The organism is Kitasatospora sp. NPDC003701 (assembly GCF_053587085.1).
In genome coordinates this window covers 162,629-188,385 of record NZ_JBSFNM010000013.1, presented here as the reverse complement: position 1 = coordinate 188,385, position 25,757 = coordinate 162,629, and the positions used below count along the sequence as shown (strand labels likewise).

The 25,757-nt window shown below is 75.3% G+C and carries 22 protein-coding genes; 9 read left to right on the top strand and 13 right to left on the bottom strand.

Features of this window, described 5'->3' with window-relative positions; genetic code table 11:
• Positions 1-50 precede the first annotated feature (50 nt).
• Positions 51-1,229, bottom strand: a complete 1,179-nt coding sequence (locus tag ACWDRR_RS15525; protein WP_449772690.1) for an acyl-CoA dehydrogenase family protein — start codon at positions 1,227-1,229, stop codon at positions 51-53.
• Between the two features lie 118 nt (positions 1,230-1,347).
• Between ACWDRR_RS15525 and ACWDRR_RS15520 the strand changes: the two genes are divergently transcribed.
• Together ACWDRR_RS15520 and ACWDRR_RS15515 are read left to right on the top strand one after the other, a co-directional pair.
• Positions 1,348-1,902, top strand: coding sequence for a GNAT family N-acetyltransferase (locus ACWDRR_RS15520; protein WP_449772689.1), 555 nt, complete (start codon positions 1,348-1,350; stop codon positions 1,900-1,902).
• Between the two features lie 31 nt (positions 1,903-1,933).
• Positions 1,934-2,257 carry a hypothetical protein gene (locus ACWDRR_RS15515; RefSeq protein WP_449772688.1) on the top strand — a complete coding sequence of 108 codons (324 nt, stop codon included), beginning with the start codon at positions 1,934-1,936 and terminating at the stop codon, positions 2,255-2,257.
• A gap of 266 nt (positions 2,258-2,523) precedes the next feature.
• Here ACWDRR_RS15515 and ACWDRR_RS15510 read toward each other — a convergent pair whose 3' ends face one another.
• Both ACWDRR_RS15510 and ACWDRR_RS15505 read right to left on the bottom strand, forming a co-directional pair.
• Entirely contained in the window at positions 2,524-2,832 is a 309-nt protein-coding gene (locus ACWDRR_RS15510) for an AzlD domain-containing protein (protein ID WP_360631035.1), read from the bottom strand.
• Entirely contained in the window at positions 2,832-3,584 is a 753-nt protein-coding gene (locus tag ACWDRR_RS15505; RefSeq protein WP_449772687.1) for an AzlC family ABC transporter permease, read from the bottom strand. The genes ACWDRR_RS15510 and ACWDRR_RS15505 overlap by 1 nt, the downstream gene beginning before the upstream one ends.
• Positions 3,585-3,653: 69 nt before the next feature.
• Here ACWDRR_RS15505 and ACWDRR_RS15500 point away from each other — a divergent pair, with 69 nt between their 5' ends.
• Entirely contained in the window at positions 3,654-4,268 is a 615-nt protein-coding gene (locus tag ACWDRR_RS15500; protein ID WP_449772686.1) for a helix-turn-helix domain-containing protein, read from the top strand.
• 43 nt (positions 4,269-4,311) lie between these two features.
• On the opposite strand, the gene ACWDRR_RS15495 is transcribed toward ACWDRR_RS15500, so the two are convergent.
• Complete coding sequence (locus ACWDRR_RS15495) at positions 4,312-6,144, bottom strand: cholesterol oxidase substrate-binding domain-containing protein (RefSeq protein ID WP_449772704.1); 1,833 nt, start codon at positions 6,142-6,144, stop codon at positions 4,312-4,314.
• A 231-nt stretch (positions 6,145-6,375) separates the two neighbouring features.
• Between ACWDRR_RS15495 and ACWDRR_RS15490 the strand changes: the two genes are divergently transcribed.
• Positions 6,376-7,767: a class II fumarate hydratase gene (locus tag ACWDRR_RS15490; RefSeq protein WP_449772703.1), complete on the top strand. Its 1,392-nt coding sequence runs from the start codon at positions 6,376-6,378 to the stop codon at positions 7,765-7,767.
• Between the two features lie 195 nt (positions 7,768-7,962).
• On the opposite strand, the gene ACWDRR_RS15485 is transcribed toward ACWDRR_RS15490, so the two are convergent.
• Positions 7,963-8,433: an SPW repeat protein gene (locus tag ACWDRR_RS15485; protein ID WP_449772685.1), complete on the bottom strand. Its 471-nt coding sequence runs from the start codon at positions 8,431-8,433 to the stop codon at positions 7,963-7,965.
• Between the two features lie 224 nt (positions 8,434-8,657).
• Here ACWDRR_RS15485 and ACWDRR_RS15480 point away from each other — a divergent pair, with 224 nt between their 5' ends.
• Both ACWDRR_RS15480 and ACWDRR_RS15475 read left to right on the top strand, forming a co-directional pair.
• Entirely contained in the window at positions 8,658-9,215 is a 558-nt protein-coding gene (locus ACWDRR_RS15480; protein WP_449772684.1) for a PadR family transcriptional regulator, read from the top strand.
• 73 nt (positions 9,216-9,288) lie between these two features.
• On the top strand, positions 9,289-10,989 hold the full coding sequence (locus ACWDRR_RS15475; RefSeq protein ID WP_449772683.1) for an acyl-CoA dehydrogenase family protein: 1,701 nt from the start codon (positions 9,289-9,291) through the stop codon (positions 10,987-10,989).
• Between the two features lie 73 nt (positions 10,990-11,062).
• On the opposite strand, the gene ACWDRR_RS15470 is transcribed toward ACWDRR_RS15475, so the two are convergent.
• The 3 genes from ACWDRR_RS15470 to ACWDRR_RS15460 all read right to left on the bottom strand — a co-directional run bounded on the left by ACWDRR_RS15470 (position 11,063) and on the right by ACWDRR_RS15460 (position 15,772).
• Entirely contained in the window at positions 11,063-12,334 is a 1,272-nt protein-coding gene (locus ACWDRR_RS15470; protein WP_449772702.1) for a M28 family metallopeptidase, read from the bottom strand.
• A gap of 276 nt (positions 12,335-12,610) precedes the next feature.
• Positions 12,611-14,995 (bottom strand): sensor histidine kinase, encoded by a 2,385-nt coding sequence (locus ACWDRR_RS15465; protein WP_449772682.1) that lies wholly within the window; start codon positions 14,993-14,995, stop codon positions 12,611-12,613.
• Positions 14,996-15,136: 141 nt separating this feature from the next.
• Positions 15,137-15,772 (bottom strand): response regulator, encoded by a 636-nt coding sequence (locus ACWDRR_RS15460; protein ID WP_449772701.1) that lies wholly within the window; start codon positions 15,770-15,772, stop codon positions 15,137-15,139.
• 403 nt (positions 15,773-16,175) lie between these two features.
• Here ACWDRR_RS15460 and ACWDRR_RS15455 point away from each other — a divergent pair, with 403 nt between their 5' ends.
• Entirely contained in the window at positions 16,176-18,428 is a 2,253-nt protein-coding gene (locus ACWDRR_RS15455; protein ID WP_449772681.1) for an ATP-binding protein, read from the top strand.
• A gap of 137 nt (positions 18,429-18,565) precedes the next feature.
• On the opposite strand, the gene ACWDRR_RS15450 is transcribed toward ACWDRR_RS15455, so the two are convergent.
• The 5 genes from ACWDRR_RS15450 to ACWDRR_RS15430 form a co-directional block, all read right to left on the bottom strand.
• Positions 18,566-18,745: a hypothetical protein gene (locus tag ACWDRR_RS15450; protein WP_449772680.1), complete on the bottom strand. Its 180-nt coding sequence runs from the start codon at positions 18,743-18,745 to the stop codon at positions 18,566-18,568.
• Positions 18,746-18,979: 234 nt separating this feature from the next.
• The gene (locus ACWDRR_RS15445) at positions 18,980-19,390 is read right to left on the bottom strand and encodes a hypothetical protein (protein ID WP_449772679.1); all 411 of its coding nucleotides are present in this window, start codon (positions 19,388-19,390) and stop codon (positions 18,980-18,982) included.
• On the bottom strand, positions 19,387-19,938 hold the full coding sequence (locus ACWDRR_RS15440; protein WP_449772678.1) for a hypothetical protein: 552 nt from the start codon (positions 19,936-19,938) through the stop codon (positions 19,387-19,389). Before ACWDRR_RS15440 ends, ACWDRR_RS15445 begins: the two co-directional genes overlap by 4 nt.
• Positions 19,939-20,073: 135 nt before the next feature.
• Positions 20,074-21,192, bottom strand: a complete 1,119-nt coding sequence (locus tag ACWDRR_RS15435) for a 3-dehydroquinate synthase family protein (RefSeq protein ID WP_449772677.1) — start codon at positions 21,190-21,192, stop codon at positions 20,074-20,076.
• Between the two features lie 203 nt (positions 21,193-21,395).
• Positions 21,396-22,655, bottom strand: a complete 1,260-nt coding sequence (locus ACWDRR_RS15430; protein WP_449772676.1) for a sedoheptulose 7-phosphate cyclase — start codon at positions 22,653-22,655, stop codon at positions 21,396-21,398.
• A 202-nt stretch (positions 22,656-22,857) separates the two neighbouring features.
• Here ACWDRR_RS15430 and ACWDRR_RS15425 point away from each other — a divergent pair, with 202 nt between their 5' ends.
• Entirely contained in the window at positions 22,858-24,189 is a 1,332-nt protein-coding gene (locus tag ACWDRR_RS15425; RefSeq protein ID WP_449772675.1) for a phosphoribosyltransferase family protein, read from the top strand.
• Between the two features lie 310 nt (positions 24,190-24,499).
• The gene (gene hppD / locus ACWDRR_RS15420) at positions 24,500-25,714 is read left to right on the top strand and encodes a 4-hydroxyphenylpyruvate dioxygenase (protein WP_449772674.1); all 1,215 of its coding nucleotides are present in this window, start codon (positions 24,500-24,502) and stop codon (positions 25,712-25,714) included.
• Positions 25,715-25,757: the final 43 nt, after the last annotated feature.

Here is a 25,757-nt window from a genome sequence, read left to right as displayed (position 1 = left end):
GGCGGGCGGGCGGCGGGCGGCAGGCGGGCGGGCCGGGCCCGGAGGCGCCGTCAGCGGTACGCCGACTCCCCGGTGATGGCCTCGCCGAGGACCAGGGTGTGGATCTCGCTCGTCCCCTCGTAGGTGAGCACCGACTCCAGGTTGTTGGCGTGCCGCAGCACCGGGTACTCGGTGGTGATGCCGTTGGCGCCGAGGATCGTCCGGGCGCTGCGGGCGATCTCCAGCGCGGTGCGCACGTTGTTGAGCTTGCCGAAGCTGATGTGCGCCGGGCGGGCCGCCCCCTCGTCCTTGAGCCGGCCGATCCGCAGGGCCACCAGGTAGGCCTTCTCCACCTCCAGCATCATCTCGACCAGCTTCTGCTGGGTGAGCTGGAAGCCGGCGATCGGCCGGTCGAACTGGATCCGGCTCCCGGCGTAGTCGAGGGCGGTGGTGTAGCAGTCGCGGGCGGCGCCGACGGTGCCCCAGAGGATCCCGTAGCGGGCCTCGCCCAGGGAGGAGAGCGGCCCGCGCAGGCCGGTGACGCCGGGCAGGACGGCGTCGGCGGGCAGCACGACCTCGTCGAGGACCAGCTCGCTGGTGACCGAGGCGCGCAGCGACAGCTTGCCGTGCACGTCGGTGGCGGTGAAGCCGGGGGTGCCGGGCTCGACCAGGAAGCCCCGGACGCCGTCCTCGGTCTGCGCCCAGACGACGGCGACGTCCGAGATGCTGCCGTTGGTGATCCACATCTTGGAGCCGGAGAGCACCCAGTCGCCGCCCCGGCGGCGGGCCCTGGTCCGCATGTTGGCCGGGTCGGAGCCGAAGTCCGGCTCGGTGAGGCCGAAGCAGCCGATGAGTTCGCCGGCGGCCATGCCCGGCAGCCAGCGCTGCTTCTGCTCCTCGGAGCCGTAGGCGTGGATCGAGCGCATCGCGAGCGAGCCCTGGACGGAGACGAAGCTGCGCAGCCCCGAGTCGGCAGCCTCCAGCTCCATGCAGGCGACCCCGTAGGCGACGGCCGTGGAGCCGGTGCAGCCGTAGCCGTCGAGGTGCATGCCGAGCACGCCGAGGGCGCCCAGTTCGGGGGCGAGTTCGCGGGCGGGGAAGACCCCGCGCTCGAACCAGTCGCCGACGTGCGGGCGGATCCGCTCGTCGGCGAACTTCCGTACGGTGTCGCGGATCAGCCGCTCCTCGTCGGTCAGCAGGTCACCGACGGCGAGCAGGTCGGCCGGGTCGATCCGGGTCGGCTTCGCCATGGAAGCTCCTTGTAGTCTCGGCGGGCACCGGTCCGGGCCGGTACGGGTACCGGCCGCGCCGGGTACCGGCGAGTATTCCGCACGGAGCCGGGCTCCGGACGGGGGTGAGGGAGTGAGCATGTACACAATTGAGCGGCTGACGGCGGACGGCCTGCCGGACGCGGCGGAGCAGCTGGCCGGGCTGCTGGTGGACACCGTCGACGCCGGCGCCTCGCTGGGCTTCCTCGCACCGCTCGACCCCGCCGACGCGACCGCCTGGTGGCGGGCGCTCGCCCCCGAGCTCGCGGCCGGCCGCCTGCTGCTGTGGACGGCCCGCGCGGACGCGGACGGCCGGATCGCCGGGACGGTCCAGCTGCGCCCGGCGGCGACCGCGAACGGCCGGCACCGCGGCGAGGTGGCGAAGTTGATGGTCCACCGGGCGGACCGGGGGCGGCGGCTGGCCGGTCGGCTGCTGGCGGCCCTCGAAGCGGCGGGCGCCGAACACGGCCTGCGGCTGCTGGTGCTGGACACCGAGACGGGGAGCCCGGCCGAGCGGATGTACGAGGCGGCGGGCTGGACCAGGGTGGGCACCGTGCCCGACTACGCGACCGACCCGGCGGGCGTGCCGCACTCGACCACCGTGTTCTTCAAGGCCCTCCCGCCCCGGGCGGAGGCGGCGCCGGCGCTAGGGTGATCGTTTCGGCAGTCCGAACGAGGGGTGGGTCATGACGCGCTGGGCACTGGTCGTCCAGGAGACCGAAGGTGTCGGCAACGACCGGATCTGGGGCACCAAGGTGCTGGCCGAGATCGAGGGCAGCCGCGAGGAGGCGCTCGCCGAACTCCGGCGGCTCGTCCCGACGTACACCCCGCAGCACCCGTTCAACAGCCGCCGGCGCACCCTGCTCCGGGACGGCGACACCTATCTGCTGATCTCCCGGGGCAGCATGCGGGACTACCACTGCGTGTTCCGGGTGTGGGAGCTGCTCTGGGACAGCGAGCGGCCCGAGATCCAGCGGGAACGCCTCGGCGACGGCGCGGCCCGGGGTTGAGCGTCCACCGGTGGGGCCGGGTGAGCCGCTCCTCGGCGGGCCCGCCCCCGATCCGGGCGGGGACGAGCCGGGCGGTGGCGTCGCCCCTCGGCCGATCGGCCGGGCGGCGAGCCGGGCCCCGGGGTGGTCGCGCGGGTGAACGGTCATGGCGGGCGGGACCTCCGGTGGGCCGGCCCGGACGATGCCGCTCACGCCAGGAGCCGGAGTCCGCTCGAGGTCAGGCCCGGCCGACCCCGTGACGGACCGTCGGCCGGCCGGGGCCGCCCTCAGGCGACTCCGCAGAGCCGCAGGACGGCGGTGGTCGCGGCCCCGGCCACCACCACGACCGGGAACGGCGCGCGGCGCAGCGCGAGCAGTCCGGCCACCAGGACGCCGGCCGGGCGGGCCCAGCCGGCGAAGCCGTGGCCCTGGGTGAGGGCGCCGGTGGCGACGAGCGCGACGAGCAGCACCGCGGCGGCCACGGCGAGCAGGTGGCGCAGCCGGTCGGAGAGGGTGAAGCGGTGGCCGAGAGCCGGGCCGGCCAGCCGGAACGCGTAGGTGCCGGCGGCCAGCAGGAGGACGGCGAGCAGGGGCATCAGTGGACTCCCTCGGCGGCGGGTGCGGGGCTCGGCCCGGCCGGTTCCGCGACGGCCGGGCCGCGCTCGGCGGGAACCTCCGCGGCCGGCCCCCGTCCGGCGAGCAGCAGGCCGAGGAGGGCGAGCAGGACGGGCAGGCCGGCCGGCAGGTACGGGGTGGCGGCGACGGCGACGACGGCGCCGGCCAGGGCGGCGGCCCGGGTGCGCCGGTCGGTGAGCGAGGGCAGGACGAGGGCGAGCAGGACGGCCGGGAAGGCGGCGTCGAGGCCGAGCGCGTCGGTGTCGCCGATGAGGCCGCCGGCCGCCGCGCCGACCACGACGGCGGCGTTCCAGACCACGAACAGCGCCACGCCGCAGAGCCAGAACGCGGCCCGGCGCCGGCGCCGGTCGGGCTGGAGCAGGGCGAAGGCGACCGACTCGTCGGTCATCAGCTGGGCGCCGAGCAGCCGCCGCCAGCGCGGGCCGTCGAGCACGTCGGCGACGGTGAAGCCGAAGGGCAGCAGTCGGGCGTTGAGCACCAGGCCGGTGGCGACGGCGGCGAGCGCGCCGCCGCCGGAGAGCACGACGCCGACGGCCGCGAACTGGGCGCCGCCGGCGAAGACGAGCACCGACATGGCGATCGGCAGCCAGAGCGGCAGGCCGCCGGAGACACTGATGGCGCCGAAGGAGGCGCCGACCAGGGCGTCGGCGACACAGACCAGGGCGATGTCCCGCAACGTGGCACGGTCGAGTGTTCGGAGGAGCGAACGCATGTCCAGTAGAGTGAACCCGATGGGTGTCGTTCGTCAAGGCGAACGCCTGGACCTGTGGAGCGAACGCGAATGAGTGCGAACACCGGCGCCGGCCCCGGCGCCAACGCCGACCGGGGCGGCGTCCCGGGCGCGGCCGGCTCGGAGCTGATCGGGCTGATCGCCGCGTCGATCCGGCGCGAACGCGAGCGCGCCGGCCTCTCCATGGCCGAGCTGGCCCGCCGGGCCGGGATCGCCAAGTCCACGCTCTCCCAGCTGGAGTCGGGCGCGGGCAATCCGAGCGTGGAGACGCTCTGGGCCCTCGGTGTCGCGCTGGACGTGCCGTTCAGCCGGCTGGTCGACCCGCCGCGGCCGGTGGTCCGGGTGATCCGGGCCGGCGAGGGGCCGGTCACCCACTCCGAGCGGGCCGACTACGCCGCCACCCTGCTGGCCTCCTGCCCGCCGAACGCCCGCCGCGACGTCTACCGGATCGAGGCGCAGCCGGGCGAGCCGCGGGCCTCCGACCCGCACATGCCCGGCACGGTGGAGCACGTGGTGCTCAGCTCCGGCCGCGCCCTGGTCGGCCCGCCGGCGGACCCGGTCGAACTCCACCCGGGCGACTACGTCAGCTACCCGGGCGACGCCCCGCACGTCTTCCGCGCCCTCGCCCCGGACACGGTGGCGGTCATGGTGATGGAGCACGTGTAGGCCCTGCCGGGCGGGTGCGACCGGCCCGCCGCGCGACGCCCGGTCAGGACGTCAACAGCGCGTCCAGGAACGGGTTTCCGAAGACCCGGTGCGGGTCGTGGCGGTCCAGCACGGCGATCGCCTCGTCCCAGCCGGGGCCGCCGCCGTCGCGCAGGCTGGCCGGGACGACCCGGCCGAGCACGTCCGGGTCCGCCCAGGCGGCGTCCGCGGTGTACGCCCAGCCCTTGGACCACTCGACGCGCAGACCCGCCCGGGTGCCGTCGAAGGTGCGCAGCAGGAACTGTTCGAGGTCCCGGGCGAAGCGGTGCAGGCCGGGGGTGCCGGGGAGGCTGAGGACGTCGAGCCAGACCGCGGTGTCCCACTCGGGGCGGTCGGGGCGCGGGCGCAGCGCGGAGAGCAGCGGCGGCCGCGCGCCGGGCACGCCGCTGGAGGCCGGGTCGTCCAGGCCGGTGACCCGGATCTCCACCGCGCCGTTGACCGGGAACTCCCCGCGCGCCTGGTACTCGGCGAGCAACTGCCGGTAGTGGGAGGCGAACTCGGAGACCACCCACTGGAGGTCGGCGCGCCGGGCGAGCACGGCGTAGCCGTTGGCGGTGACCCGCAGGGTGGTGGGGCGGACGTACTGCAGCAGGGTGCGGGAGGGGCCCCAGAGGTCGGAGCGCAGGCCGCCGGCGAGCAGGTGGGTGAGCAGGTCGCCGGAGAGCAGCTCACGGAGCAGGCCGCCGGAGAGCAGCACGTCGGTGATGTCCCCGGTGAGGGCCACCTTGGCGATGAGGTACTGGAGTTGGCCGAAGAGCGGGGCCGATCCCCAGGCTCCGGCGACGAGTTGGCCGGCCAGCCGGGCGACCGGCTCCGGGATGCTGTCGGAGAAGGGGTAGTTGTAGGGCTCGTCGACGGTGCGGGAGCCGAACGGGCGCTGCGGGGCGACGCTCCAGGTCTTCAGCCAGGGGCGGTCGGTGCAGGCGAACCAGATCGCCTCGGCGCGCCCCTCGCGGTCGACGAAGTCGGCGAAGGTGCGCGGGCGGCCGAGCACGCCGCCCGAGGTGCCCGGGCGGGCGAAGAGCTCGGTGGCCGGGATGTCCAGCCGGCTGACGCAGCGCAGCGGCACGTCGGGGCCGGCCCGGAGCACCACCTCGGTGACGAACGCCCGGCCGAGGTGGACCAGGAACGCGGCGCTGTCGGCCTCGGCGCGGTCGAAGGTGCGCAGGACGTAGCGGCCGGCGGCCGGGTCGTGGACGACGGCGGTGAGCCGGGTGACCTGGTTGCTGACCGAGCCGTAGCCGTGGCCGTCGGGGCGGATCTCGCCGGCGGCCGGGACGGCGGTGCCGTGACCGCCGATGGCGAGCACGCCGCCGACGGTGAGCTCGCCGGGGGCGGGGCAGTTGGCGACGCCGAGGCCGCGGTCGGCCAGGTGGGCGAGCAGGCTCTCCATGGTGGCGCCGGTCTGCACCCGGACGGTGGTCGGCGAGTCGGCGGCGAGGGCGGTGAGGTGGCGGGTGGTGTCCAGCAGCAGGACGCGCGCCGACTCGGGGGTGGCGTCGGCGACGGTGAGCGGTGCCCAGGTGTGCCGGTACCCCTGGGCCCGCAGCCGCCAGCCGTGGGCGTGCGCCCAGTCGGCGAGCAGCGGGACCTCCTCGGGCGTGCGCGGGGCACAGGTCCAGAGCTGGTCGGTGCGGACCTCGCCGGACCAGTTCTGGTAGACCCGCTGGTACAGCTCGGTGCCGGCGGGCAGGCCCGGCGGGGCCGGGGTGGCGGCCTGCGCGCTGTCCGGTCCGATCGTGCCGCGCAGCAGCCAGGCGGCCGTGCCGAGGGCCGCCGAGGCCCCGAGCAACTCCCGCCTGCTCAGACCGTCCCCGTCGCGCCGTGCTGCCGCCATGTCCGCCCCCTGCTCGGTGATCGTCTCCCCCGGTGCGTGCACGAGCGTACGAAGCGGGCGGGCGCGATCGGGCGAGCACATCATGATCTTCACTCGTTCGAGTGAAGATCTCCCGGTTCTCCCGCCCCGCGCGGAAATACCGGGGGCCCGCGCGGGGCTGTCGTGTCCGCAGACCGCACCCGGCCCGGGGCACCGACCCGGGCCGGGGCCGACCAGGAGGTGCAGCGCGCGATGGGTGAGCAGGAGTTCCGGACCGAGCACGACTCGATGGGCGAGGTCCGGGTACCGGCCGCCGCCAAGTGGCAGGCGCAGACGCAGCGGGCGGTGGAGAACTTCCCGGTGTCGGGCCAGCGGCTGGAGCGGGCCCACATCGCGGCGCTGGCCCGGATCAAGGCCGCCGCGGCCCGGGTGAACGCCCGGCTCGGCGTGCTGGACGAGGAGACGGCACAGGCCGTGGCGGCCGCCGCCGAGGAGGTCGCCCTGGGGCGCTGGGACGACGAGTTCCCGGTGGACGTGTTCCAGACCGGCTCGGGCACCTCGTCCAACATGAACGCCAACGAGGTGATCGCGACGCTGGCCGGCGAGCGGCTCGGCCGGCCGGTCCACCCCAACGACCACGTCAACGCCAGCCAGTCCTCCAACGACGTATTCCCGTCCTCGATCCACATCGCGGCCACCACCGCCGTCACCCACGACCTGATCCCCGCCCTGGAGCACCTGGCGGAGGCCCTGGAGCGGAAGGCGGCGGAGTTCTCCCAGGTGGTGAAGTCCGGCCGGACGCACCTGATGGACGCCACCCCCGTCACCCTCGGCCAGGAGTTCGCCGGGTACGCGGCTCAGGTCCGGCACGGGCGGGAGCGGCTGCTGGCGACGCTCCCCCGGGTCGCCGAACTGCCGCTCGGCGGCACCGCGGTGGGGACGGGCATCAACACCCCGCCCGGGTTCGCCGCCGCCGTGATCGAGGAGGTGGCCCGGGCCACCGACCTGCCGCTGACCGAGGCCCGCGACCACTTCGAGGCACAGGGCGCGCGGGACGGCCTGGTCGAGCTGAGCGGCCAGCTGCGCACCGTCGCGGTCGGCTTCACCAAGATCGCCAACGATCTGCGGTGGATGGGCTCCGGCCCGCGCACCGGCCTCGGCGAGATCAACCTGCCGGACCTCCAGCCGGGTTCGTCGATCATGCCCGGCAAGGTCAACCCGGTGCTGCCCGAGGTGGTGCTGATGGTCTCGGCCCAGGTGATCGGCAACGACGCCACCGTCACGGTGGCCGGCGCGAGCGGCAACTTCGAGCTGAACGTGATGCTCCCGGTGATCGCCCGCAATGTGCTGGAGTCGATCCGGCTGCTCGCCAACAGCGCCCGGCTGCTCGCCGACCGCACGGTCGACGGCATCACCGCCAACGTCGAGCGGGCCCGCGAGTACGCCGAGTCCTCGCCCTCGGTGGTCACCCCGCTGAACCGGTACATCGGCTACGAGGAGGCCGCCAAGGTCGCCAAGCAGGCGCTCGCCGAGCGGAAGACGATCCGTCAGGTGGTGCTGGAGCGCGGCTACCTGGAGCAGGGCAGGCTCACCCGGGAGCAGCTGGACGAGGCCCTCGACGTGCTGCGGATGACCCACCCCTAGGACGACCCGCCCCTGGCGGGGCCCCCTCCTCGACAGACCCCCCGGCCGTAGCCGGCTCCCGCCCGCAGCCGGCTACGGCGGCCTCCGCGGCCGCCCCCGCGACGGACGCGCGACGCGGACCCGCACCCGACCGGCGCCGGGGCGCGGAGGGCGGCCTCACCGCTCCGCACCCCGGCTCCGGGCTGCCGTCCGGCGTCAGCTCCTGGCCCGGCCGGCCCGGCCGCGTCGCATGGACGCGCCGTTCGACGTCATGGTGGCCATGGAGATCGCGGCGAGCCCCAGCAGGAACATCACGGCGCCCGCGATCAGGCAGGTCACGATGTTCTTGCCGCGGTTGACCTCTCCGGACACCACCCAGGGGGAGACCATCGTCCAGGCACCGAGCAGGGTCGCCGCCCAGGCCCGTGCGTGGGTGCGCTCGTACGCCGAGCCGTACCCGGCCATCAGCACGCAGTAGGCGAGACCGACGATCAGGCAGGTGACGGTCAGCGTGCTGAACGCGGTGAAGCCGACGATCCATGGCGAGGCCGCCAGGAACAGACCGGCCAGAACGGCCAGGGCCTCGACGGCCTGGGCCCGCGGGGTCAGGGTGACCCGCTCGTAGTGCTCACGAAGTTCGACGATGTCCGGATGGTGCTCCATGCCCATCGGAATCTGGGTAGACACCGATACCACCTCCTAGGTCCGGCACATGGAAGGTGCCAGCCAAGTTCTATTTTGGCGCCGATCTGCCGTTTTGCACCTTTTCTTCTCGGAAGCTACCCTGCTCCGCCCACAGCCGTACCCCTGTCGACGCCCTCGCCGACGGCTCCACGCACCACGGTGAGCTGCGTCTCACCCTCGCCGGGCGCCCTTGCCTATGCAACTCGTTGCATAGCAGGATTCCGCTCATGGCACTGGAGCACGCGATCCTCGTCTCGCTGCTGGAGCAGCCCGGCTCCGGCTACGAGCTGGCCCGGCGTTTCGACCGCTCCATCGGACGCTTCTGGACCGCCACCCACCAGCAGATCTACCGGGTGCTGCGGCGGATGGAGGCGGACGGCTGGATCTCGGCCGAGGAGGTCGTCCAGGACGGCCGGCCGGACAAGAAGGTCTACTCCGCGGCCGACCCCGGCCGGGCGGCGCTGGCGGGCTGGCTGCGCGAACCGGTCGAGCCGGAGACCGTCCGGCACGAGCTGGCGGTCAAGATCCGCGCGGCGGCCTTCGACGACCCCGCCGCCCTGCTCTCCGAGGTCGAGCGGCACCGCGAGAGCCATGCCGCCCTGCTCGCCCGCTACCTGCACGGCGAGCAGCGCGACTTCCCCGACCCGGCCGCCCTCGGCGCCCGGCAGCAGTTGCAGCACGTGGTGCTGCGCGGCGGCATCGAGTACGAGCGGATGACCCTCGCCTGGCTGGACGACGTGCTCGCCACCCTGCACCGCCTCGCCGACGGCCGGACCGGGACCTGACCCCCGGCTCCGCCGACCGGCCGAGAACCCCACGCCCCACCCGATCGCCACCCTCGACCCCCGGGAGCCCGTGATGCTCTTCAACCCGCGTACGTACGACCCCGCGCAGTTCGACGAGCCGACCCGCCGACTGCTGCGCGCGACCGTGGACTGGTTCGAGTCCCGCGGCAAGAAGGCGCTGATCGACACCTACATCGACCGCACCTGGTACGCCGACTTCCTCGAATTCGCCGCGAAGGAAGGCCTGTTCGCGGAGTTCCTGACGCCCTCCTCGGCCGACCCGGACAAGCGCTGGGACACCGCCCGGATCGCCGAGCTGAACGAGATCCTCGGCTTCTACGGGCTGGGCTACTGGTACACCTGGCAGGTCACCGTCCTCGGCCTGGGGCCGGTCTGGCAGAGCGAGAACGAGGCCGTCCGGGCCCGCGCTGCCAAGCTCCTGACGGACGGTCACGTGATGGCGTTCGGGCTCTCCGAGCGCAGCCACGGCGCCGACATCTACTCCACCGACATGATCCTCACCCCGGACGGCGAGGGCGGCTTCACCGCCACCGGCTCCAAGTACTACATCGGCAACGGCAACGTCGCCGGTCTGGTCTCGGTGTTCGGCCGCCGCTCGGACGTCGAGGGCCCGGAGGCCTACGTCTTCTTCGCCGCCGACAGCCGGCACGAGGCGTACCACCTGGTCAAGAACGTCGTGAACGCCCAGATGTACGTCAGCGAGTTCCGCCTCGAGGACTACCCGGTGCGCGCCGAGGACGTGCTGCACACCGGCAAGGCCGCCTTCGACGCCGCGCTGAACACCGTCAACGTCGGCAAGTTCAACCTCTGCACGGCCTCGGTCGGCATCTGCGAGCACGCGATGTACGAGGCCGTCACGCACGCCCGCAACCGGGTGCTGTACGGCAAGCACGTCACCGACTTCCCGCACGTGCGGCGCGAGTTGACCGACGCGTACGCCCGCCTGGTGGCGATGAAGCTGTTCTCCGACCGCGCGGTGGACTACTTCCGCAGCGCCTCGCCCGAGGACCGGCGCTACCTGCTCTTCAACCCGATGACCAAGATGAAGGTCACCACCGAGGGCGAGAAGGTCATCGACCTGATGTGGGACGTCATCGCGGCCAAGGGCTTCGAGGCGGACACCTACTTCGACAAGGCGGCGAAGGACATCCGCGGCCTGCCGAAGCTGGAGGGCACCGTCCACGTCAACCTGGCGCTGATCCTCAAGTTCATGGGCAACTACCTGTTCAACCCGGCCGAGTACGCGCCGGTGCCGACCCGGCTGGACGCGGCCGACGACGAGTTCCTGTTCCGCCAGGGCCCGGCCCGCGGCCTCGGCGCGATCCGCTTCCACGACTGGCGCGCCGCGTACGACGCGTTCGCGCACCTGCCGAACGTGGCCCGGTTCCGCGAGCAGGCCGACGGGTTCTGCACCCTGCTGCTGACCGACGCGCCGAGCGAGGAGCAGCAGGCCGACCTGGACTTCCTGCTGGAGATCGGCCAGCTCTTCGCGCTCATCGTCTACGGCCAGCTGGTGCTGGAGCAGGCCGAGCTGACCGGGCTGGACGCGGACCTGCTGGACCAGGTCTTCGACGCGCTGGTGCGGGACTTCTCGAAGCACGCCACCGAGCTGCACGGGAAGGCCTCGACCACCGAGGCGCAGGCCGCGTGGGCGCTGGCCAACGTCCGCCGCCCGGTCGCGGACGGCGAGCGGGCCGCGAAGGTGTGGGGCATGGTCGAGGAGCTGTCGGGCGCGTACGAGATGCGTCCGTAGCGGCCCGGACACACGGAGCGGGGGGTGCCGGCGGCGGCCGGCACCCCCTTCGCACGTCCTTCGCCCGCCCGGGTCAGAAGGTGAGCTTCCAGCTGTCGACGTAGCCGGTGTCCTGCTGTCCCACGTCCTGGACCTTGAGCTTCCAGGTGCCGTTGGCGGGTACCGCGGAGGCGTTGACGGTGTAGGTGGCCTGCACGTTGGGCGCGGAGTCGCTGCCGCTGGAGTTCTTCAGCCGGAAGGCGGTGCCGTTCGGCGCGACCAGGTCGATCACCAGGTCGCCGCGGTAGGTGTGCTTGATGTCCACCGCGACCTGGAGGGCGGCGGGCGCGTTGCCGGTCCGGCCGGTGACGGCGAGGTCGGAGGTCACCGCCGCGCCGTAGTCCGGGATCTGCACGTCGGCGGTGGTCTCGAAGACGGTGCCGGTGGGCGGCGTGGTGGTGCCGGCCGAGAGCGTCCAGATCGCGTAGGCGATGGCGTCGCTCATCCGGTCCAGCGCGGTGTCGTTGATGTTGGCGCTGGTGTCGCACGAGGAGTGGTAGCAGCGGTCGAACGCCTGGCCCGCCGTACCGCCCCACTTGGCCGCCTGGGCACTGGTCTTGGTGTAGTCGGCGCCGCTGAACAGGCCGCCGACCCGGATGCCGGCGTCCTGGAACGGGGCGTGGTCGGAGCGGCCGTCGCCCTCGAAGTCCTGCTCGGTGCTGATGCCGATGCCCGCGAAGTAGTCGCGGAACAGCGCGTCCAGCGCGGTGTCGTAGCGGTAGGTGAAGTACCCCGGGTTGGGGGAGCCGATCATGTCGAAGTTCAGATACGTCTCGATCTTCGAACGCTCGGCGGCGGGAAGGCTGTTGACGTAGTTCTTGGAGCCGACCATGCCGTACTCCTCGGCGCCCCACCAGCCGAACCGCAGGTGCTTGGTGGGCTGGAGCCCGGCCCGGGAGACGGCCAGCGCGGTCTCCAGGATGCCGGCCGAGCCGGAGCCGTTGTCGTTGATCCCCGGCCCGCCGGTGACGGAGTCCAGGTGGGCGCCGGCCATCACGACGTGCGAGGTGTCGCCGCCCGGCCAGTCGGCGATGAGGTTGTAGCCGGTCGCACCGTTGTAGGTGAAGGTCTTCAGCGCGGTGGTGAAGCCCGCCGCGTCCAACTTGCCCTTCACGTAGTCGATCGACGCCTTGTAGCCGGCGCGGCCGTGGGCGCGGTTGCCGCCGTTGGCGGTGGCTATCGACTGCAGCTGGGCCAGGTGCGCCTTGACGTTGGCGACCGGGATGTCGGGGGCGGCGACGGTGGCCCGGGGGGCCGCGGGCGCCACCGGGGTGGTGGGGGCCGCGACGGCGGCCGGGGCGAACAGGGCGGCGGCGAGTGTGACGACCGCCCCGGTCGACAGGGCGGATCGGCGCAGGCGGGATCGCCGCGAGGCGCGCTCGGTCAATGGAGGCTCCAGATTCTGGTGGGGCAGAACGGAAGCGCACAGCCTCGCGGTTGGCCGTCGGGTCGAAGGGGCGGCCGGGTTGGGGTCCGGCCGGGAGCGGGGACGACCGGGACAGCCCGGTCGGAATGCGGTGACAGCGGGGGCACAGCCGCGAAGTTGACGCGACCATGATGATTGGGCCAACCCCGGCTTCCGTCAAGGGGCCCGCCGGGGGCGGTCGGCTCCGTCCGTGGTCGGAGCCACCGCTTCGGACACGACCGGCATACGGGGCAGCACCGCCCGGACGAGGGCGCCGCCCGGGTGGTTCACCGCCGTGAAGCCGCCGCCCAACTCCTCGGCGCGCTCGGCCATCGAGCGCAGCCCGAGCCCCGAGCCGGTCCGGTCGACGCCGGTCCGGTCGACGCCGGTCCGGCCGCGGCCGGCGCCACGGCCGCCGCTGCCGCCAGGGCCGTCGCCGTCACCGCCACCGCTGCCGCTGCCGTCGCCGGAGAACTCCGGGAAGCCCCGGCCGTCGTCCCGGGCCTCGACCACCACCTCGTGCGGGCGGACCCGCAGCGTCAACCGGGCCTCGGTGGCGCCCGAATGGCGCAGGACGTTGTTCAGCGCCTCGCCGCCGATCCGCAGCACCGCCACCTCGACGGCGGCCGGCAGCGCCGGCGGCGGGTCCGGGTCCAGCTCCAGGCTCAGCCGGACACGCTCCCCGTCCAGCCCGGCGACCAGTCGCCGCAGGGCCTGCGCCAGCCCCTCCCCGGCCAGTGCGGCGGGCGCCAACCCCTCGGTGATCCGGCGCAGTTCGACGATCGCCTGGCCGATCCCGGCCGACACCGCGCGCAGCGAGCGGGCGGCCGGGGAGTCCTCGGGGACGGCGGCCCGCGCGGTGTCGATGCCCAGCCGCAGCCCCGACAGGGTCGGTCCGAGCCCGTCGTGCAGGTCGTGCCGCAGCCGGCGCCGCTCCTCCTCCCGGGCCAGCACGATCTGCCGCCGCCCCGACTGGACTTCCTCGTACATCCGCAGCGAGGCGATGGCGGGCGCGGCCTGGTCGGCGAGGAAGCGCAGCACCTCGTGGTCCTGGGCGTCCAGCACGGGCTGCCCGGCGCGCGGCGGCGCATAGAGGTCGCCGATCACGGTGCCCTCGTAACTGAGCGGGAACACCTGGCTGTTGGGGCCGATGACGCCGACCGAGGCGAGTTCGTGCGGACCGCTGCTGGTGTGCAGGACCACCCTCGCGCCGGGCAGGCCGAGGGCGTCGACCACGGTGTCGCAGAGCAGCGGCGGCGCATCGGCGGGGCTGACGGCCCGGCTGAGCCGTTCGGCGAGCGCGCGCACCACCTGGTACGGCCTGGCCCGGTCGCCGTAGTAGAACCGGTCGACGGCGCGGACCACCCAGCGGGTGGTCGGACCGAGCAGCCCGCCGATGGCGAGCGCCCCCGCCGCGAGGAGCTCGGCGCCGGCGGTGCTGGCCTGGGGCAGCGCGCGGCGCAGCAGCAGCGCGATGCCGAGGTAGCCGGCGATCAGCACGGCGGTGAGGGCGAGGACGCTGAGCATCCGGCGGGTGGCACGGTCCAGGTAGCGCGAGCGGTCCCGGGTGAAGGCGTAGCCGACCGCGCCGAGCATCCACAGGGCCGAGCCGGTGAAGTAGGCGACCGCCGCGATGCTCTCCGAACTCCCCAGCCTGAGCGCGATATTGGTGGTGACCAGCCAGATCAGATAGGGGACGAGCACCGCCGCGACCGTGCGGTTCGGGCGGTCCGAGCGGTGCCAGCGCACCGCGGCCACCGTCAGGCTGATCGCGACGAGCGCCCAGGAGACCAGCGTGACCCGCCACTCGTCCAGCGGCAGTCCCTCCCCCTGCGGCACCAGGACGTCACCGAAGTACGGCAGCGGCACCCCGAGCCGGACCACGCACGCGTGGCAGGCGCTCCAGAGCGCCACCGCGACCACGAAGCCCCGGCCCGCGAGGCCGCCGGGCAGCCGGCCGCCGGGGAGCCAGAGCGGCAGGGCGACGGCCAGGAAGACGAACAGGGTGACGGAGGCGAGCAGCAGGGCCGCGCCGACGGCCTCCGCCACCGGGCCGGCACCGGCCGCGGCGGAGGCGAACAGCACGAAGCGGGAGAGGCAGCCGCCGAACCCGGCGGCCAGCAGGGCCAGCCCGAGGCCCAGCCCGGGGGGACCGGCGGCGCGGGCCGGACCGGGGCCGGGACCGGGACCGGCACGCAGGCGGAGACGGGCGCCGGGGCGGGCGCGGCCGTCCCGGCCGTCCAGGCCGTCCAGGCCGGTAGGGCCGGTGGGGCCGGCGGGGCCGGAGCGGCGAGCGGGGCGAGCGGGGCCGGTGAGGTCCGGTGGGGAGGCGTCGGGCCCGGCGCGGTGGGCGAGGACGAGCAACCCGGAGAGCGCGAAGCCGAAGCCGAGCAGCACCGTCTCGCCGTCGTGCAGGAGGAACGCCTCGGCCCACGGGGCGTCCTGGTGGATCAGGGCCAGCAGCACCCAGCCGAGGCCGCAGAGCAGCGTCCCGGCACAGACCCAGTACGCCCGGGTCAGGCCGGCCTGCCGGGTGGTGGTGGCCGGGACCGGTTCGCTCATGTGGGCCTCCTCCCCCGCATCCTCGGCTTCCTGGCGTCCCGGGCGCGCGGGCCGGCGGTCCGCTCCCTGCCCCGACCCGCCGCGCCGGCCCGGGCCGCGGCCGCCCGCACGGCGGGCCGGGGCGGGGCGGCGCCGGCCGCCTCAGCTGTCGCCGAGGCCCATGTCCCGCGCCCGGGCCACCGCTTCGGCACGGGTCGCGACGTGCAGCTTCTCGAAGATGTGCGTCACGTGGTTGCGGACCGTCTTCTCCGCCACCACCAGCTCCCGGGCGATCCGCCGGTTGTCCAGCCCGCGCGCCACCAGGTCGAGCACCTCCGCCTCGCGCGCGGTGAGCGCGGGGAACAGCTGGCCCGCCTCGCGCAGCCGGGCCCCCGCCAGCAGGGCGGTGATCCGGCCCGCCACGTCCGCGCCGAACACGGCCCCGCCGGCCGCGACCGTCCGCACCGCGTGCAGCACCTCCTCCCGACCGGCGCCCTTGACCAGGTAGCCGCGGGCACCCGCCTGGAGCGCGGCGAGCAGGCTGCCGTCGTCGTCGGCCATGGTCAGCATCAGCACCGGCGGGGACGGCTGCTGCTCGGAGAGCCGGCGGGCGGCCTCCAGCCCGGAGCCGTCCGGCAGGGAGAGGTCCATCACGACCACGTCCGGGCGGCTCCGGGCGACGGCGGCCGACACCTCGCCGACCCGTTCCGCCTCGGCCACCACGGCGATCCCCTCGGCGCTCTCCAGCGCGGCCCGCAGGCCCTCGCGGAACAGCGGATGGTCGTCGACGATCAGCACGCGGACCGGGGAGGCCTCCCGCTCCCCGTCCGCGACGCCGGAGGCGTCCGGGGCGTCCGCGACCCGCGGGAGGTCCGCAGCGTCCGCGGGGCGCGCGGTGTCCGGACCGCCCGAGGCGCCGGAGGGGCCGTCCGCGCCCGGAGGCGCGGCCCGGGGCCGGTCGTCCGGCTGCGGAGTGGGCGGTACGACGGGGTGCTGTTGGTCCACCTGGCCGACACTACCAGCGATGCCATGGTGACTTTCCGTGACATGCTCGGGTCGCCGCGCCCCCGCGGTGGCCGGACGCGCGAAGGACGAGACCGCTGCCCCATGCGCCCGGGACGGCGGGCGGCCGAGACTGGACCGGTGCCCGGCGAGCGGCTGTCGACGGACCACTCCCCCAGCCCGTTTTCGAGGCGGTGCCATGATCACGGTGATCCCACCCCGGCCCCGGACGCCCGCCCGGCCCGTCCCCCGCCGGACGCCCGCCCAGCGGCAGCTCACCGGCGCCGCGATCTGCACGGCCCTCTGCCTGGCCGTCGCCACCCTCTGGACCTGCTACGTCCTCGTCCACCTCGGTTCGCCCGGCGTGGACCGCCCCCGGGACCAACTCGCCATCCTGGTCTACGCGCTGCCCACCGCCGCCGCCGGGATGCTGCTGCACGCCCACCGCCCGGGCAGCCCGCTCGGCTGGGTGATGCTGGCCTACGCCCTGACCTCGATGCTGCCCAGCGCCGCCGGGGCACCCGTCTGGGTGGAGGTCTCCGACCCGGGCGTCGTCGGGGCGGTCGCGGTGCTGCGGTCGGTCTGCGACACGATCAGCCAGACGCTGTTCTACGTGCTGCCGCTCTGGCTCCCGTACGGGCGGCTCACCGACCGCCGGTGGTGGCTCTACATCGGCGCCGTCGCGCTCTGGGAGATCCCGGACGGCATGTCCTTCCTGAGCCACCCGACCGCCTACGGCCGGCCCGACCCGCTCGCCGACGGCGGGCCCGCCCGCCTCCTCGGGTCGATCGCGGACCACCTGGACGGCCTCTACGACCCGGTGAACTACCTGCTGGTCGGCATCGCGGCCGCCGTCCTGCTGGCCCGGCTGCTCCGCCCCTCGCCCCGCCCCGAGCGGGACGGCGGCGGCACACCGCGGCCCCGGCACCCCGCCCACCGGGCGCACGTGGCGGGCATGCTGGGCGCGTACCTGCTCTGGGCCGGCCTGCAGGACTACTACGCCCGCAGCTACCAGGACGACTACTGGCTCAGCTACTCGCTGTTCACCGCCGCCGGTGCGGTCTGGGCGGTCGCCGTCGCCCACCTGGTGATCCGGGACGGCGGCTGGCGGCTCGACCGGGCGGCCCGGTCGGTCCTGACCGGGCTGCTCCTGGCCACCGGGCTGACCACGCTGTTCGTGGTGTCGGCCGCCGTGCTCTCCGGCTGGCTGGTCCCGGGCCGGGGCGCGGCCGGGCTGACGCTGATCGCCCTGGTGTTCGGGCTCGGCGCCGCCCTGCCCCGGGCCGCCCGGTGGACGGTCGGGCTGGTCGACCGGCTCTACTACGGCGACCGCGCACAGCCCTACCAGGTCCTGCGCACCCTGGCCGGGCGGGTCCGGCAGGTGGTGGACCCGGAACGGCTGCCGGCCGTGCTGTGCGGCACCGTCGCGGAGGAGTTGCGGCTGCCCTGGGTCGCCCTGGGCGTCGCCACCCGGGCCGGACCGCGCCCGCTGGCCGCCGTGGGCCGCACGGACGGTCCCGGCCGGGCCTTCGCCCTGGTCCACCGCGGCACGACGATCGGGGAGTTGACGGTCGGGCTGCGCGAGGGCGAGGAGCGGCTGGATGCCGGCGACATCGACATCCTGCGCTCGCTGGCCGACCAGGTCTCGCCCGCCGTCGCCTCGCTGCAGTTGCAGGAGGACCTCCAGGCGAGCCGGGAGCAGATCGTCGCGGCGCGGGAGGAGGAGCGGCGGTGGCTGCGCCGGGACATCCACGACGGCCTGGGCCCCGCGCTGGCGGGGCTGCGGCTGCGGGTGGACAACGCCGCGTCGGCGGCCGCGTCGGGGGCGGCGAGGACCGCGGACGGGCGGGACACCGGGGGCACGGGTCCGGCCCGGCCCGGGGACACGGCGGGCGCCGGTGCGGACGTGGCGCAGGCGCTGGTCGGGGTCTCGGGGGACCTCGCGATGGCGATCAAGGAGGTCCGGCGGATCACCGACCGGCTCGGGCCCGCCCCGCTCGGCGAGTTCGGGCTGGCACGGGCCGTCCAGCAGCTCGCCCTCACCTTCAGCGGTGCCGGCCTCGCCGTCACCGCCACGCTGACCCCGGACCCGCTGCCCGCCCTGCCGGCCGCCGTCGAGGTGGCGGTCTACCGGATCACCGCCGAGGCGCTGAACAACGTCCTGCGCCACGCCCGGGCCGGGCGCGCCGAGGTGGTGGTCCGGGTGGACGACGAGACGCTGACGCTGACCGTGCAGGACGACGGGGTCGGCTACCGGCGGGCGGACGACGGCGACGACACGCGAGCGCCCACCGGCGGCGCGGGGGACGGGGTCGGGATCCGGTCGATGGCCGACCGGGCGGCGGAGATCGGCGGCAGCTGCACGATCGGACCGCTCCCGCTGGAGCACGGGACGCGGGTCAGGGCGGTGCTCCCCCGCTTCCCGTCGAGCGGCGGGCCCGGCGCGGTGTGAGGCGCCCGGCGAGGGGCGGGCCCGGCGCGGTGCACCACCAGCACGGCCGCCGCCCCCGGTGCCGGGAGCACCGGGGGCGGCGACGGGGGTCGGGGTTCGGGGGACGGGGACGGGACGGGGGCGGGCGGACCGCAGGTTCAGCGCTTGCAGTCCCGCTCACCGGGCTTGCACCTCTTCGTCGTACCGCCGACCTCGGGCGCCGGGCCGGGCGTGGCCACCGCGCCGACGACGGCGTTCCTGCACACGACGGTCGCCGCGGCGAAGCCGACGAGTACGGACGCGACGCAGAGCGTCTTCGTTGCCGTGTTCGTTGCCATGGGTGGTGCTCCAGATTCTTCGTCTTCCGAGCGGTTCGAGCGATCGACCGCTCTGCCTCCACCCTGCGCGGGCCCCCGCCCCGGGCGCATGGGCCCGCCGTCCCGTTCCGGTCCCACCGCCGGGCCGGGCGGGGGCCGGGGCCGGGAACGGAGCGGGCGAGGGCGGCGCCGCCACGGCCCCGCTGCCCGGCGGTGCTTCACCGGGCAGCGGGGCCGGGACGGGTCAGGGGCGGTTCAGGGGCGGGTGCGTCGTTCGGCGCGAGGCCGGGCCGGCGCCTCGCGGCCGGCGGTGGCGCGGCGGGGTACGGCGAGGGTGAGGCAGAGCAGCTCGGCGCCCAGCGGCCCGGCCTCCAGGTGGAGCGGGCTGCCCCGGCGGGCCAGCAGGAGGTCTCCGTCGACCGCCAGGTGGTCCGGTTCACCGGCGGCCCGCCCCACGAGGAGGGAGCCGCGCAGCACATGGAGGACGATCTCGGCCTCGGACCGCCCCGGCAGCGCGTGGTGGGCGCCGGGGCTCAGCCGCAGGTGGTCGAAGGACTCGCAGGCGCTGGCGAGCATGGACCGCCGGGCCAGGCAGCGCAGGCGGATCCGTTCGCCGTTCGGGCCGAGGATGACGGCGGCGGAGCCTGCGGCGGTGGTGACGATCACCGTGACTCGCCTCCTTTCGGACGTTCGGGGTTCTCGGAGTTCTCGGAGGTCTCGGAGTTCCTGGTGTTCGCGGGGTCCTCGGGGTCCTCGGTGCGCCGGGGCTCCTCGGGCTGCCCGGGGCCCGCCGTGTCCTGGCGGGTGTCGGGCCGGGGCCCGGCGGGGCCCTCGGTGCGCTGCCGGTCGGCGGGCGGGCCGGCCGGTGCGGAACCGGCGGGGCGCGCTGCCACGGCGAGGACGGCCTGGAAGAACTCCAGCCCGGCCGTGCCGGCGGTGAGGACCGTCCGGGCGCCGAGCGGCAGCGTCAGCGCGGTGCCCTCGACCAGCGGGATCCCGGCGTCGGGCACCTCCTGCCCCTCGGCCTCCGGGCCGGTGGCCGTGCCCGAACCGGCGGTGACGTAGAGGGCGTGCTCGACGCCCTCGGCGGCGACCTCGGTGCAGCGGCCCGGTTCGAGCCACCGCAGGCCGACCGCGCGCAGCGGCCCGGTCAGCACGCGGCTGGGGTCGACGGCGCCGCGTCGGCGGAGGTCGGTGATGACGGTGCCCGTCATGACGGTGACTCCTTCTGGTCGGCGGCGGTCCGGTCCGGTCCGCCTGCCCCTACACGGTCCGGCGCCCGCCGTCCCGGTCGCACGGTGACCGTGTCCCGTCCTGCTCCCGCACCGCGCCCGAGCCCGGTCCGGGGCTCACCCGGTCGCGGGCTGGGGCTCCGGGACGCGGCCGTGCGGGACGGCGACCGGGCCCAGGCTCTCGGCGGCGTCCCGCAGCAGCGGGGCGCCGACCGGGGTGAGCAGCCGGCCGCGCACGCAGTACGGGCGGCCGAGGCCGGCGAGCAGCAGCACGCCCGGCCCGGGGGCGCGGGCCGCGGCGACGGCGTCGGCGAAGGCCGCCCCGTCCGGGGCGCCGGGCAGTGCGGTCACCGAGCCGTTGCGGGCCAGCAGTTCGCGGTGCGCCCAGGCTCCGGCCGCGTCCAGCAGGCCGAGCCGGACGGCGATGCGGGCGGCGAGCAGCAGCCCCAGGGCCTCGGCGTCGCCGGGGGCGAGCGGGCGGCCGGCCAGGCTCCGCACCAGCGCGGCGAGGCTCCGCCCGTACCCCAGGGCGAGCGCCGGGCCGGTCTCGAACGGGTCGAAGCAGACCAGCGCGGCCCGGGCGTCCGCGCAGACGGCGAGGAAGGCGGCGACGGCGCCCGCGGAGTAGCGGGCCTCGGGGTCGACGGAGCCGGCGAGCGCCTGGTACTGCGCCGGGCAGACGGCGAGGACGTGGCGGATCACGTCGATCATGCCGGCCCGGGTCTCCGGGACGGGCCGGTCGGCCAGCAGGTCGCTGCGGACCCAGACCAGCGCCGGTGCCGTCCGGGCGGGCAGCGCGCGGGCGTCCGGGGGCGGTCGCCGCAGGGTGAGTGCGGGCCCGACGGCGGCCGCCAGGGTGGTCGGTACCCGCAGGTCGGCCGCGACGGCGCAGGCCTGCTCCCCGCCGAGGGCGATCACGACGGTCCGGCGGCCGGTGCGCCGGCCCTCGGCGGCCGGTCGCTCGGACGGCGGGCGGTCGGCCCGCGGACCGGCGGGCGGCGGGGCGGAGCGCAGGTCGAGCACGGTGCACGGCGCGTACGCGGCGGCCATCGCGCGCACGCGGGCGAGCTGGTCGGCGGGTGCCGCACCGTCGGCCACCAGCAGGAAGCGATCGGCGCCGAACGCGGCCGTCCGCTCGGCGAGTTCCGCCCAGGAGTCCTCGCCCCGGCGCACCGCCAGGGGGAAGTTCGCCGGTCCGGCCTGGATCCGGCGGTCGAATTCGGTGTTGCCGCCCATCGCCGTCCACCTCCCGCTCCTTCTCCGACCTCGACGATGGGCCGCCCGACGCCCCGGGCACCTGAGCCGCCCTGCCCGTCCCGGCCCGGGCGGGGCGCAGGACGGGACAGGGCGGGACAGGACGGGACAGGGCGGGGCGCAGAACGGGACAGGTTGGGACAAGGAGCGGGACGGGAGCGGGACCGGAACGGCCGCGGATCGCGCTACGGACGGACCTCGTACACCCGCCCGGTGGCCGACCTGGCGCGCAACCAGGCAGCGGCGTCGGCCAGTTCACGGACCGTCAGATCATCGACGAACACCGCGGCGCCGATCCCGGCCGGCAGCGGCAGCCGCGGCCGACCGTCGCGGCGCCGGGCGCTGTCGGCGAGCGCCTCCCCGAGCGTGAACGGCTCCACCAGCGGGTGCCAGAGGGGCAGTTCGAGCCGGCGCAGCAGCCGGAGGACCCGCTCGCACGACCGCGGTCCGAGCAGTTCGCGCCGCCGGGCGACCACCGTGCTGAGCGCCATGTCGACGCAGACCGCCTCGCCGTGCAGCAGTTCGGGCAGCGCCCGCCGCTCGACGATCGGGCTGAACGAGTGGCCGAAGTCCGCCGGCCGCTCCGGGCCGTCCCGGAGGTCGGGCGGCGGCTCCCGGTGGATGCCCCGCACGGCCCGCCCGAGGACGGCGGCACCGGTGACCCGGCTCTGGAAGCGCTCGTCCAGCAGGTCCCGGCCGTGCCGCTCCAGCAGCTCGAACAGCCGCGCGTCCTCGACCAGCGCGACCTTGAGGACCTCGGCGAGCCCGTTGCCCAGGTGCCGCCGGTCCAGGGTGGCGAGGAAGGCCGGGTCGAGCAGGGTGTCGACGGCCGGGTGGTAGCCGCCGAGTTGGGTCCGGTGCCGGCCGTGGGCGATGCCGGCACAGTCGCCGACGCCCGCGCCGACCATGCCGATCAGTGTGGTGGGCACCCGGACGAACGGGGTGGAACGTCGGTAGAGGCTGCAGGCGAGGCCGACCACGTCGGTGAGCACGCCGCCGCCGATCGCGATGACGGGCCCGCCCTGTCGCGGGATGCCGGAGGCTTCCATCCGGTCCGCGACCCGGAACACCGCGTCCATGGTCTTCACCTGCTCGCGCGCGGGCAGGACCAGCGTCTCGTGCCCGACGCCCCGGGCGGCCAGGTAGTGGCGCAGCCGGGGGCCGTACAGCTCGTGCACCCGCGCCTCGACCACCACCAGCCGGTGCCCGGGCGGGCCGCCGGCGAGGGCCAGGGCGGGGTTGGCCGGGTCCAGCACCCCGGGCTCCAGGCGGACGGGGTGCCGGGCGGGTGGCGGTGGCGCGGCGGCCACCGTGCGGCCGGCTGCCCCGCCGCCGGCGCGCGGGTCCAGGAGGGCGTGGTCGTCGCCCCGGGTACGGGCACACCCGTCGACGGCAGGAGCGGCGGCGGACGCGGCGCGCGGGCGGTGCGGGTGGAGGGAGGACACGGGGCGACTCCTTCGCGGGCGGGCGGCCGGTTCACGGGCCGGTCCGTTCCCACGCTCCGGTACCCGGTGTCCCGGACGCACGGGTGACCGGCCCCGTCCCCGTCCCGGCCCCGTCCCGCCCCTGCGCGGGGCCGTCCGGCACCACCGCGGGCCGGCCCCGCGCCCCGCCCGCCGACGTACCGTGGAACGCGGAGGCCGCGCCATGCACGTCACCGGAACCCACTTCACCGACCGCACCGACGCGGGCCGCCGGCTGGCCGCGCTGCTCGGCCACCTGCGCGGCCCCGGCACCGTCGTCGTCGCCCTCCCGCGCGGCGGGGTCCCGGTGGCCGCCGAGGTCGCGGCCGCGCTCGGCGCCCCGCTGGACATCTGCGTGATCCGCAAGCTCGGCGTGCCCCGGCAGCCCGAGCTGGGCATGGGCGCGATCGGCGAGGACGGCGTCCGGGTGCTCAACGACGAGGTGATCCGGCTGGCCGGCGTCACGCCCGGGCAGCTGGCCGAGGTCGAGCTGCGCGAGCGCGCGGAGCTGGAGCGCCGCGCCCGGCGCTACCGGGGCGGACGCCCGCCCGCCGATCTGCGCGGACGCACCGTGGTCGTGGTGGACGACGGCATCGCCACCGGCTCCACGGCCCGGGCGGCCTGCCGGATCGTCCGGGCCCGGGGGGCGGCCAGGGTCGTGCTGGCCGTTCCGGTGGCGCCCGACGACTGGACCGACCGCCTGGCCGGGGTCGCCGACGAGCTGGTCTGCGTCGGCACGCCGTCGCCGTTCTTCGCGATCGGCGAGTTCTACGGCGACTTCAGCCAGACGGGTGACGAGGAGGTGCTGCGCCACCTCTCCCGCACCCACACCGCCGCCGCGCCGGACCCCTCCGGCGTGGACCACGAGCTGAGCCTGCCGGTCGGCGGCGTCCGGCTGGCGGGCCGGCTGACCGTTCCCGCCGACGCGGCGGGCGTGGTGGTGTTCGCCCACGGCAGCGGGAGCGGGCGGCGCAGCCCGCGCAACCGCCGGGTGGCCGCGTCCCTCAACCGGGCGGGCCTGGCCACCCTGCTGTTCGACCTGCTCACGGAGGGCGAGGAACCGGACCGGCGGAACGTCTTCGACGTCGACCTGCTCGGGGCCCGGCTGACCGCCGTGGCCCGGCTCCTGCCCGGGCTGCCGCAGGCCCGGGGGCGGGACCTCCCGCTCGGGCTGTTCGGCGCCAGCACCGGCGCGGCCGCCGCGCTCTGGACGGCCGCCCGACTGGGCGAGGGCGTGCGCGCCGTGGTCTCCCGGGGCGGGCGGCCCGATCTGACCGACCCCGAGCGGCTCGCCGAGGTCCGCGCGCCGACCCTGCTGATCGTCGGCGGCCTGGACGGCCGGGTGATCGATCTGAACCGGCAGGCGCGGGCCCGGCTGCGCTGCGAGAGTGAACTGGCGGTGGTGCCGCACGCGGGCCACCTCTTCGAGGAGCCGGGCACCCTGGACCGGGTCGCCGAGCTGGCCCGGGACTGGTTCCTGCGGTACCTGCCGCCCGGCTCGCCCCCCGCCCCCTGACCTGCCGCGTCCGCGCCCCGGCGGCCACCGGCCCGACGGAAAACCGGCCCGGCGGTACCGGACCCGACGGGAACCGACCCGGCCCCGCCGTACAGACCTCTCGCGAACCACCCCGGAAAGCCATGCATTTTGTGCAGCGGAACCCGCCATTTCCTGATCAGCTTGTACACATTGAACAGTGAAATCCCGACCTGTTGCCCAACCACTCCGACAGGAGCAAGCTCTCCGCTCAGCCGCACCGCCCACCCAGCGGCGTGGCCGCCTCAAGCGGATGCCTCAATGCCGAGGCCTCAATGTGGAGGAACGACCGATGACCCCGCAGTCCCAGGCCCTTGAGCTGACCCCCGAGGAACGCGAGGCCGGTCTCGACGCCGAGCAGCTCCGCCGCCTCGTCGGCCTCGTCGAGCACGACCCCGCCACGGACCCGTTCCCTGTCACCGCGCAGGACGCCATCGTGTTCGTGGTCGGCAACGCCACCCAGACGGCCCACTTCTACCAGGCCGTCTTCGGCATGGAGCTGGTCGCCTACTCCGGCCCGGAGACCGGCCGCCGCGACCGCAAGGCCTTCGTGCTGCGCTCCGGCTCCTGCCGCTTCGTGATCAAGGGCGGCGTCGCCCCGGACAGCCCGCTGCTGGACCACCACCGCCGGCACGGCGACGGCGTCGTCGACCTGGCCCTGGAGGTGCCGGACGTCGACAAGTGCATCGCGCACGCCCGCGCCCAGGGCGCCACCGTGCTGGAGGAGCCGAACGACGTCTCCGACGAGAACGGCACCGTGCGCCGCGCCGCCATCGCCACCTACGGCGAGACCCGGCACACCCTGATCGACCGCTCCCGCTACCACGGCCCCTACCTGCCGGGCTTCGTGGCGGCCGAGACCCGGGTGGCCCGCACCGCCGGGCACCCGAAGCGGCTGTTCCAGGCGCTGGACCACGCGGTCGGCAACGTCGAGCTCGGCCGGATGGACGAGTGGGTCGGGTTCTACAACCGCGTCATGGGCTTCGTGAACATGGCCGAGTTCGTCGGCGACGACATCGCCACCGAGTACTCGGCGCTGATGTCCAAGGTCGTGGCCAGCGGCAACCACCGGGTGAAGTTCCCGCTCAACGAGCCGGCCATCGCCAAGAAGAAGTCGCAGATCGACGAGTACCTGGAGTTCTACGGCGGCCCGGGCTGCCAGCACCTGGCGCTCGCCACCAACGACATCCTCTCCACCGTCGACATCCTGCGCGCCAACGGCGTGGAGTTCCTCTCCACCCCCGACTCGTACTACGACGACCCGGAGCTGCGCGCCCGGATCGGCAAGGTCCGGGTCGAGGTCGAGGAGCTGAAGAAGCGCGGCATCCTGGTCGACCGCGACGAGGACGGCTACCTGCTGCAGATCTTCACCAAGCCGCAGGGCGACCGGCCGACGGTGTTCTTCGAGTTCATCGAGCGGCATGGCTCGCTCGGCTTCGGGAAGGGCAACTTCAAGGCGCTCTTCGAATCCCTGGAGCGCGAGCAGGACCGCCGCGGCAACCTCTGATCAGCACCCGATCGGAGCACGAGCGGCGAACCGGCCAGTCGGC

Coding starts and splice junctions, on each gene's coding strand:
- ACWDRR_RS15525 (WP_449772690.1), bottom strand. CDS start 1,229: ATGGCGAAGCCGACCCGGATCGACCCGGCCGACCTGCTCGCCGTCGGT.
- ACWDRR_RS15520 (WP_449772689.1), top strand. CDS start 1,348: ATGTACACAATTGAGCGGCTGACGGCGGACGGCCTGCCGGACGCGGCG.
- ACWDRR_RS15515 (WP_449772688.1), top strand. CDS start 1,934: ATGACGCGCTGGGCACTGGTCGTCCAGGAGACCGAAGGTGTCGGCAAC.
- ACWDRR_RS15510 (WP_360631035.1), bottom strand. CDS start 2,832: ATGCCCCTGCTCGCCGTCCTCCTGCTGGCCGCCGGCACCTACGCGTTC.
- ACWDRR_RS15505 (WP_449772687.1), bottom strand. CDS start 3,584: ATGCGTTCGCTCCTCCGAACACTCGACCGTGCCACGTTGCGGGACATC.
- ACWDRR_RS15500 (WP_449772686.1), top strand. CDS start 3,654: ATGAGTGCGAACACCGGCGCCGGCCCCGGCGCCAACGCCGACCGGGGC.
- ACWDRR_RS15495 (WP_449772704.1), bottom strand. CDS start 6,144: ATGGCGGCAGCACGGCGCGACGGGGACGGTCTGAGCAGGCGGGAGTTG.
- ACWDRR_RS15490 (WP_449772703.1), top strand. CDS start 6,376: ATGGGTGAGCAGGAGTTCCGGACCGAGCACGACTCGATGGGCGAGGTC.
- ACWDRR_RS15480 (WP_449772684.1), top strand. CDS start 8,658: ATGGCACTGGAGCACGCGATCCTCGTCTCGCTGCTGGAGCAGCCCGGC.
- ACWDRR_RS15475 (WP_449772683.1), top strand. CDS start 9,289: ATGCTCTTCAACCCGCGTACGTACGACCCCGCGCAGTTCGACGAGCCG.
- ACWDRR_RS15465 (WP_449772682.1), bottom strand. CDS start 14,995: ATGAGCGAACCGGTCCCGGCCACCACCACCCGGCAGGCCGGCCTGACC.
- ACWDRR_RS15455 (WP_449772681.1), top strand. CDS start 16,176: ATGATCACGGTGATCCCACCCCGGCCCCGGACGCCCGCCCGGCCCGTC.
- ACWDRR_RS15450 (WP_449772680.1), bottom strand. CDS start 18,745: ATGGCAACGAACACGGCAACGAAGACGCTCTGCGTCGCGTCCGTACTC.
- ACWDRR_RS15440 (WP_449772678.1), bottom strand. CDS start 19,938: ATGACGGGCACCGTCATCACCGACCTCCGCCGACGCGGCGCCGTCGAC.
- ACWDRR_RS15435 (WP_449772677.1), bottom strand. CDS start 21,192: ATGGGCGGCAACACCGAATTCGACCGCCGGATCCAGGCCGGACCGGCG.
- ACWDRR_RS15425 (WP_449772675.1), top strand. CDS start 22,858: ATGCACGTCACCGGAACCCACTTCACCGACCGCACCGACGCGGGCCGC.
- hppD (WP_449772674.1), top strand. CDS start 24,500: ATGACCCCGCAGTCCCAGGCCCTTGAGCTGACCCCCGAGGAACGCGAG.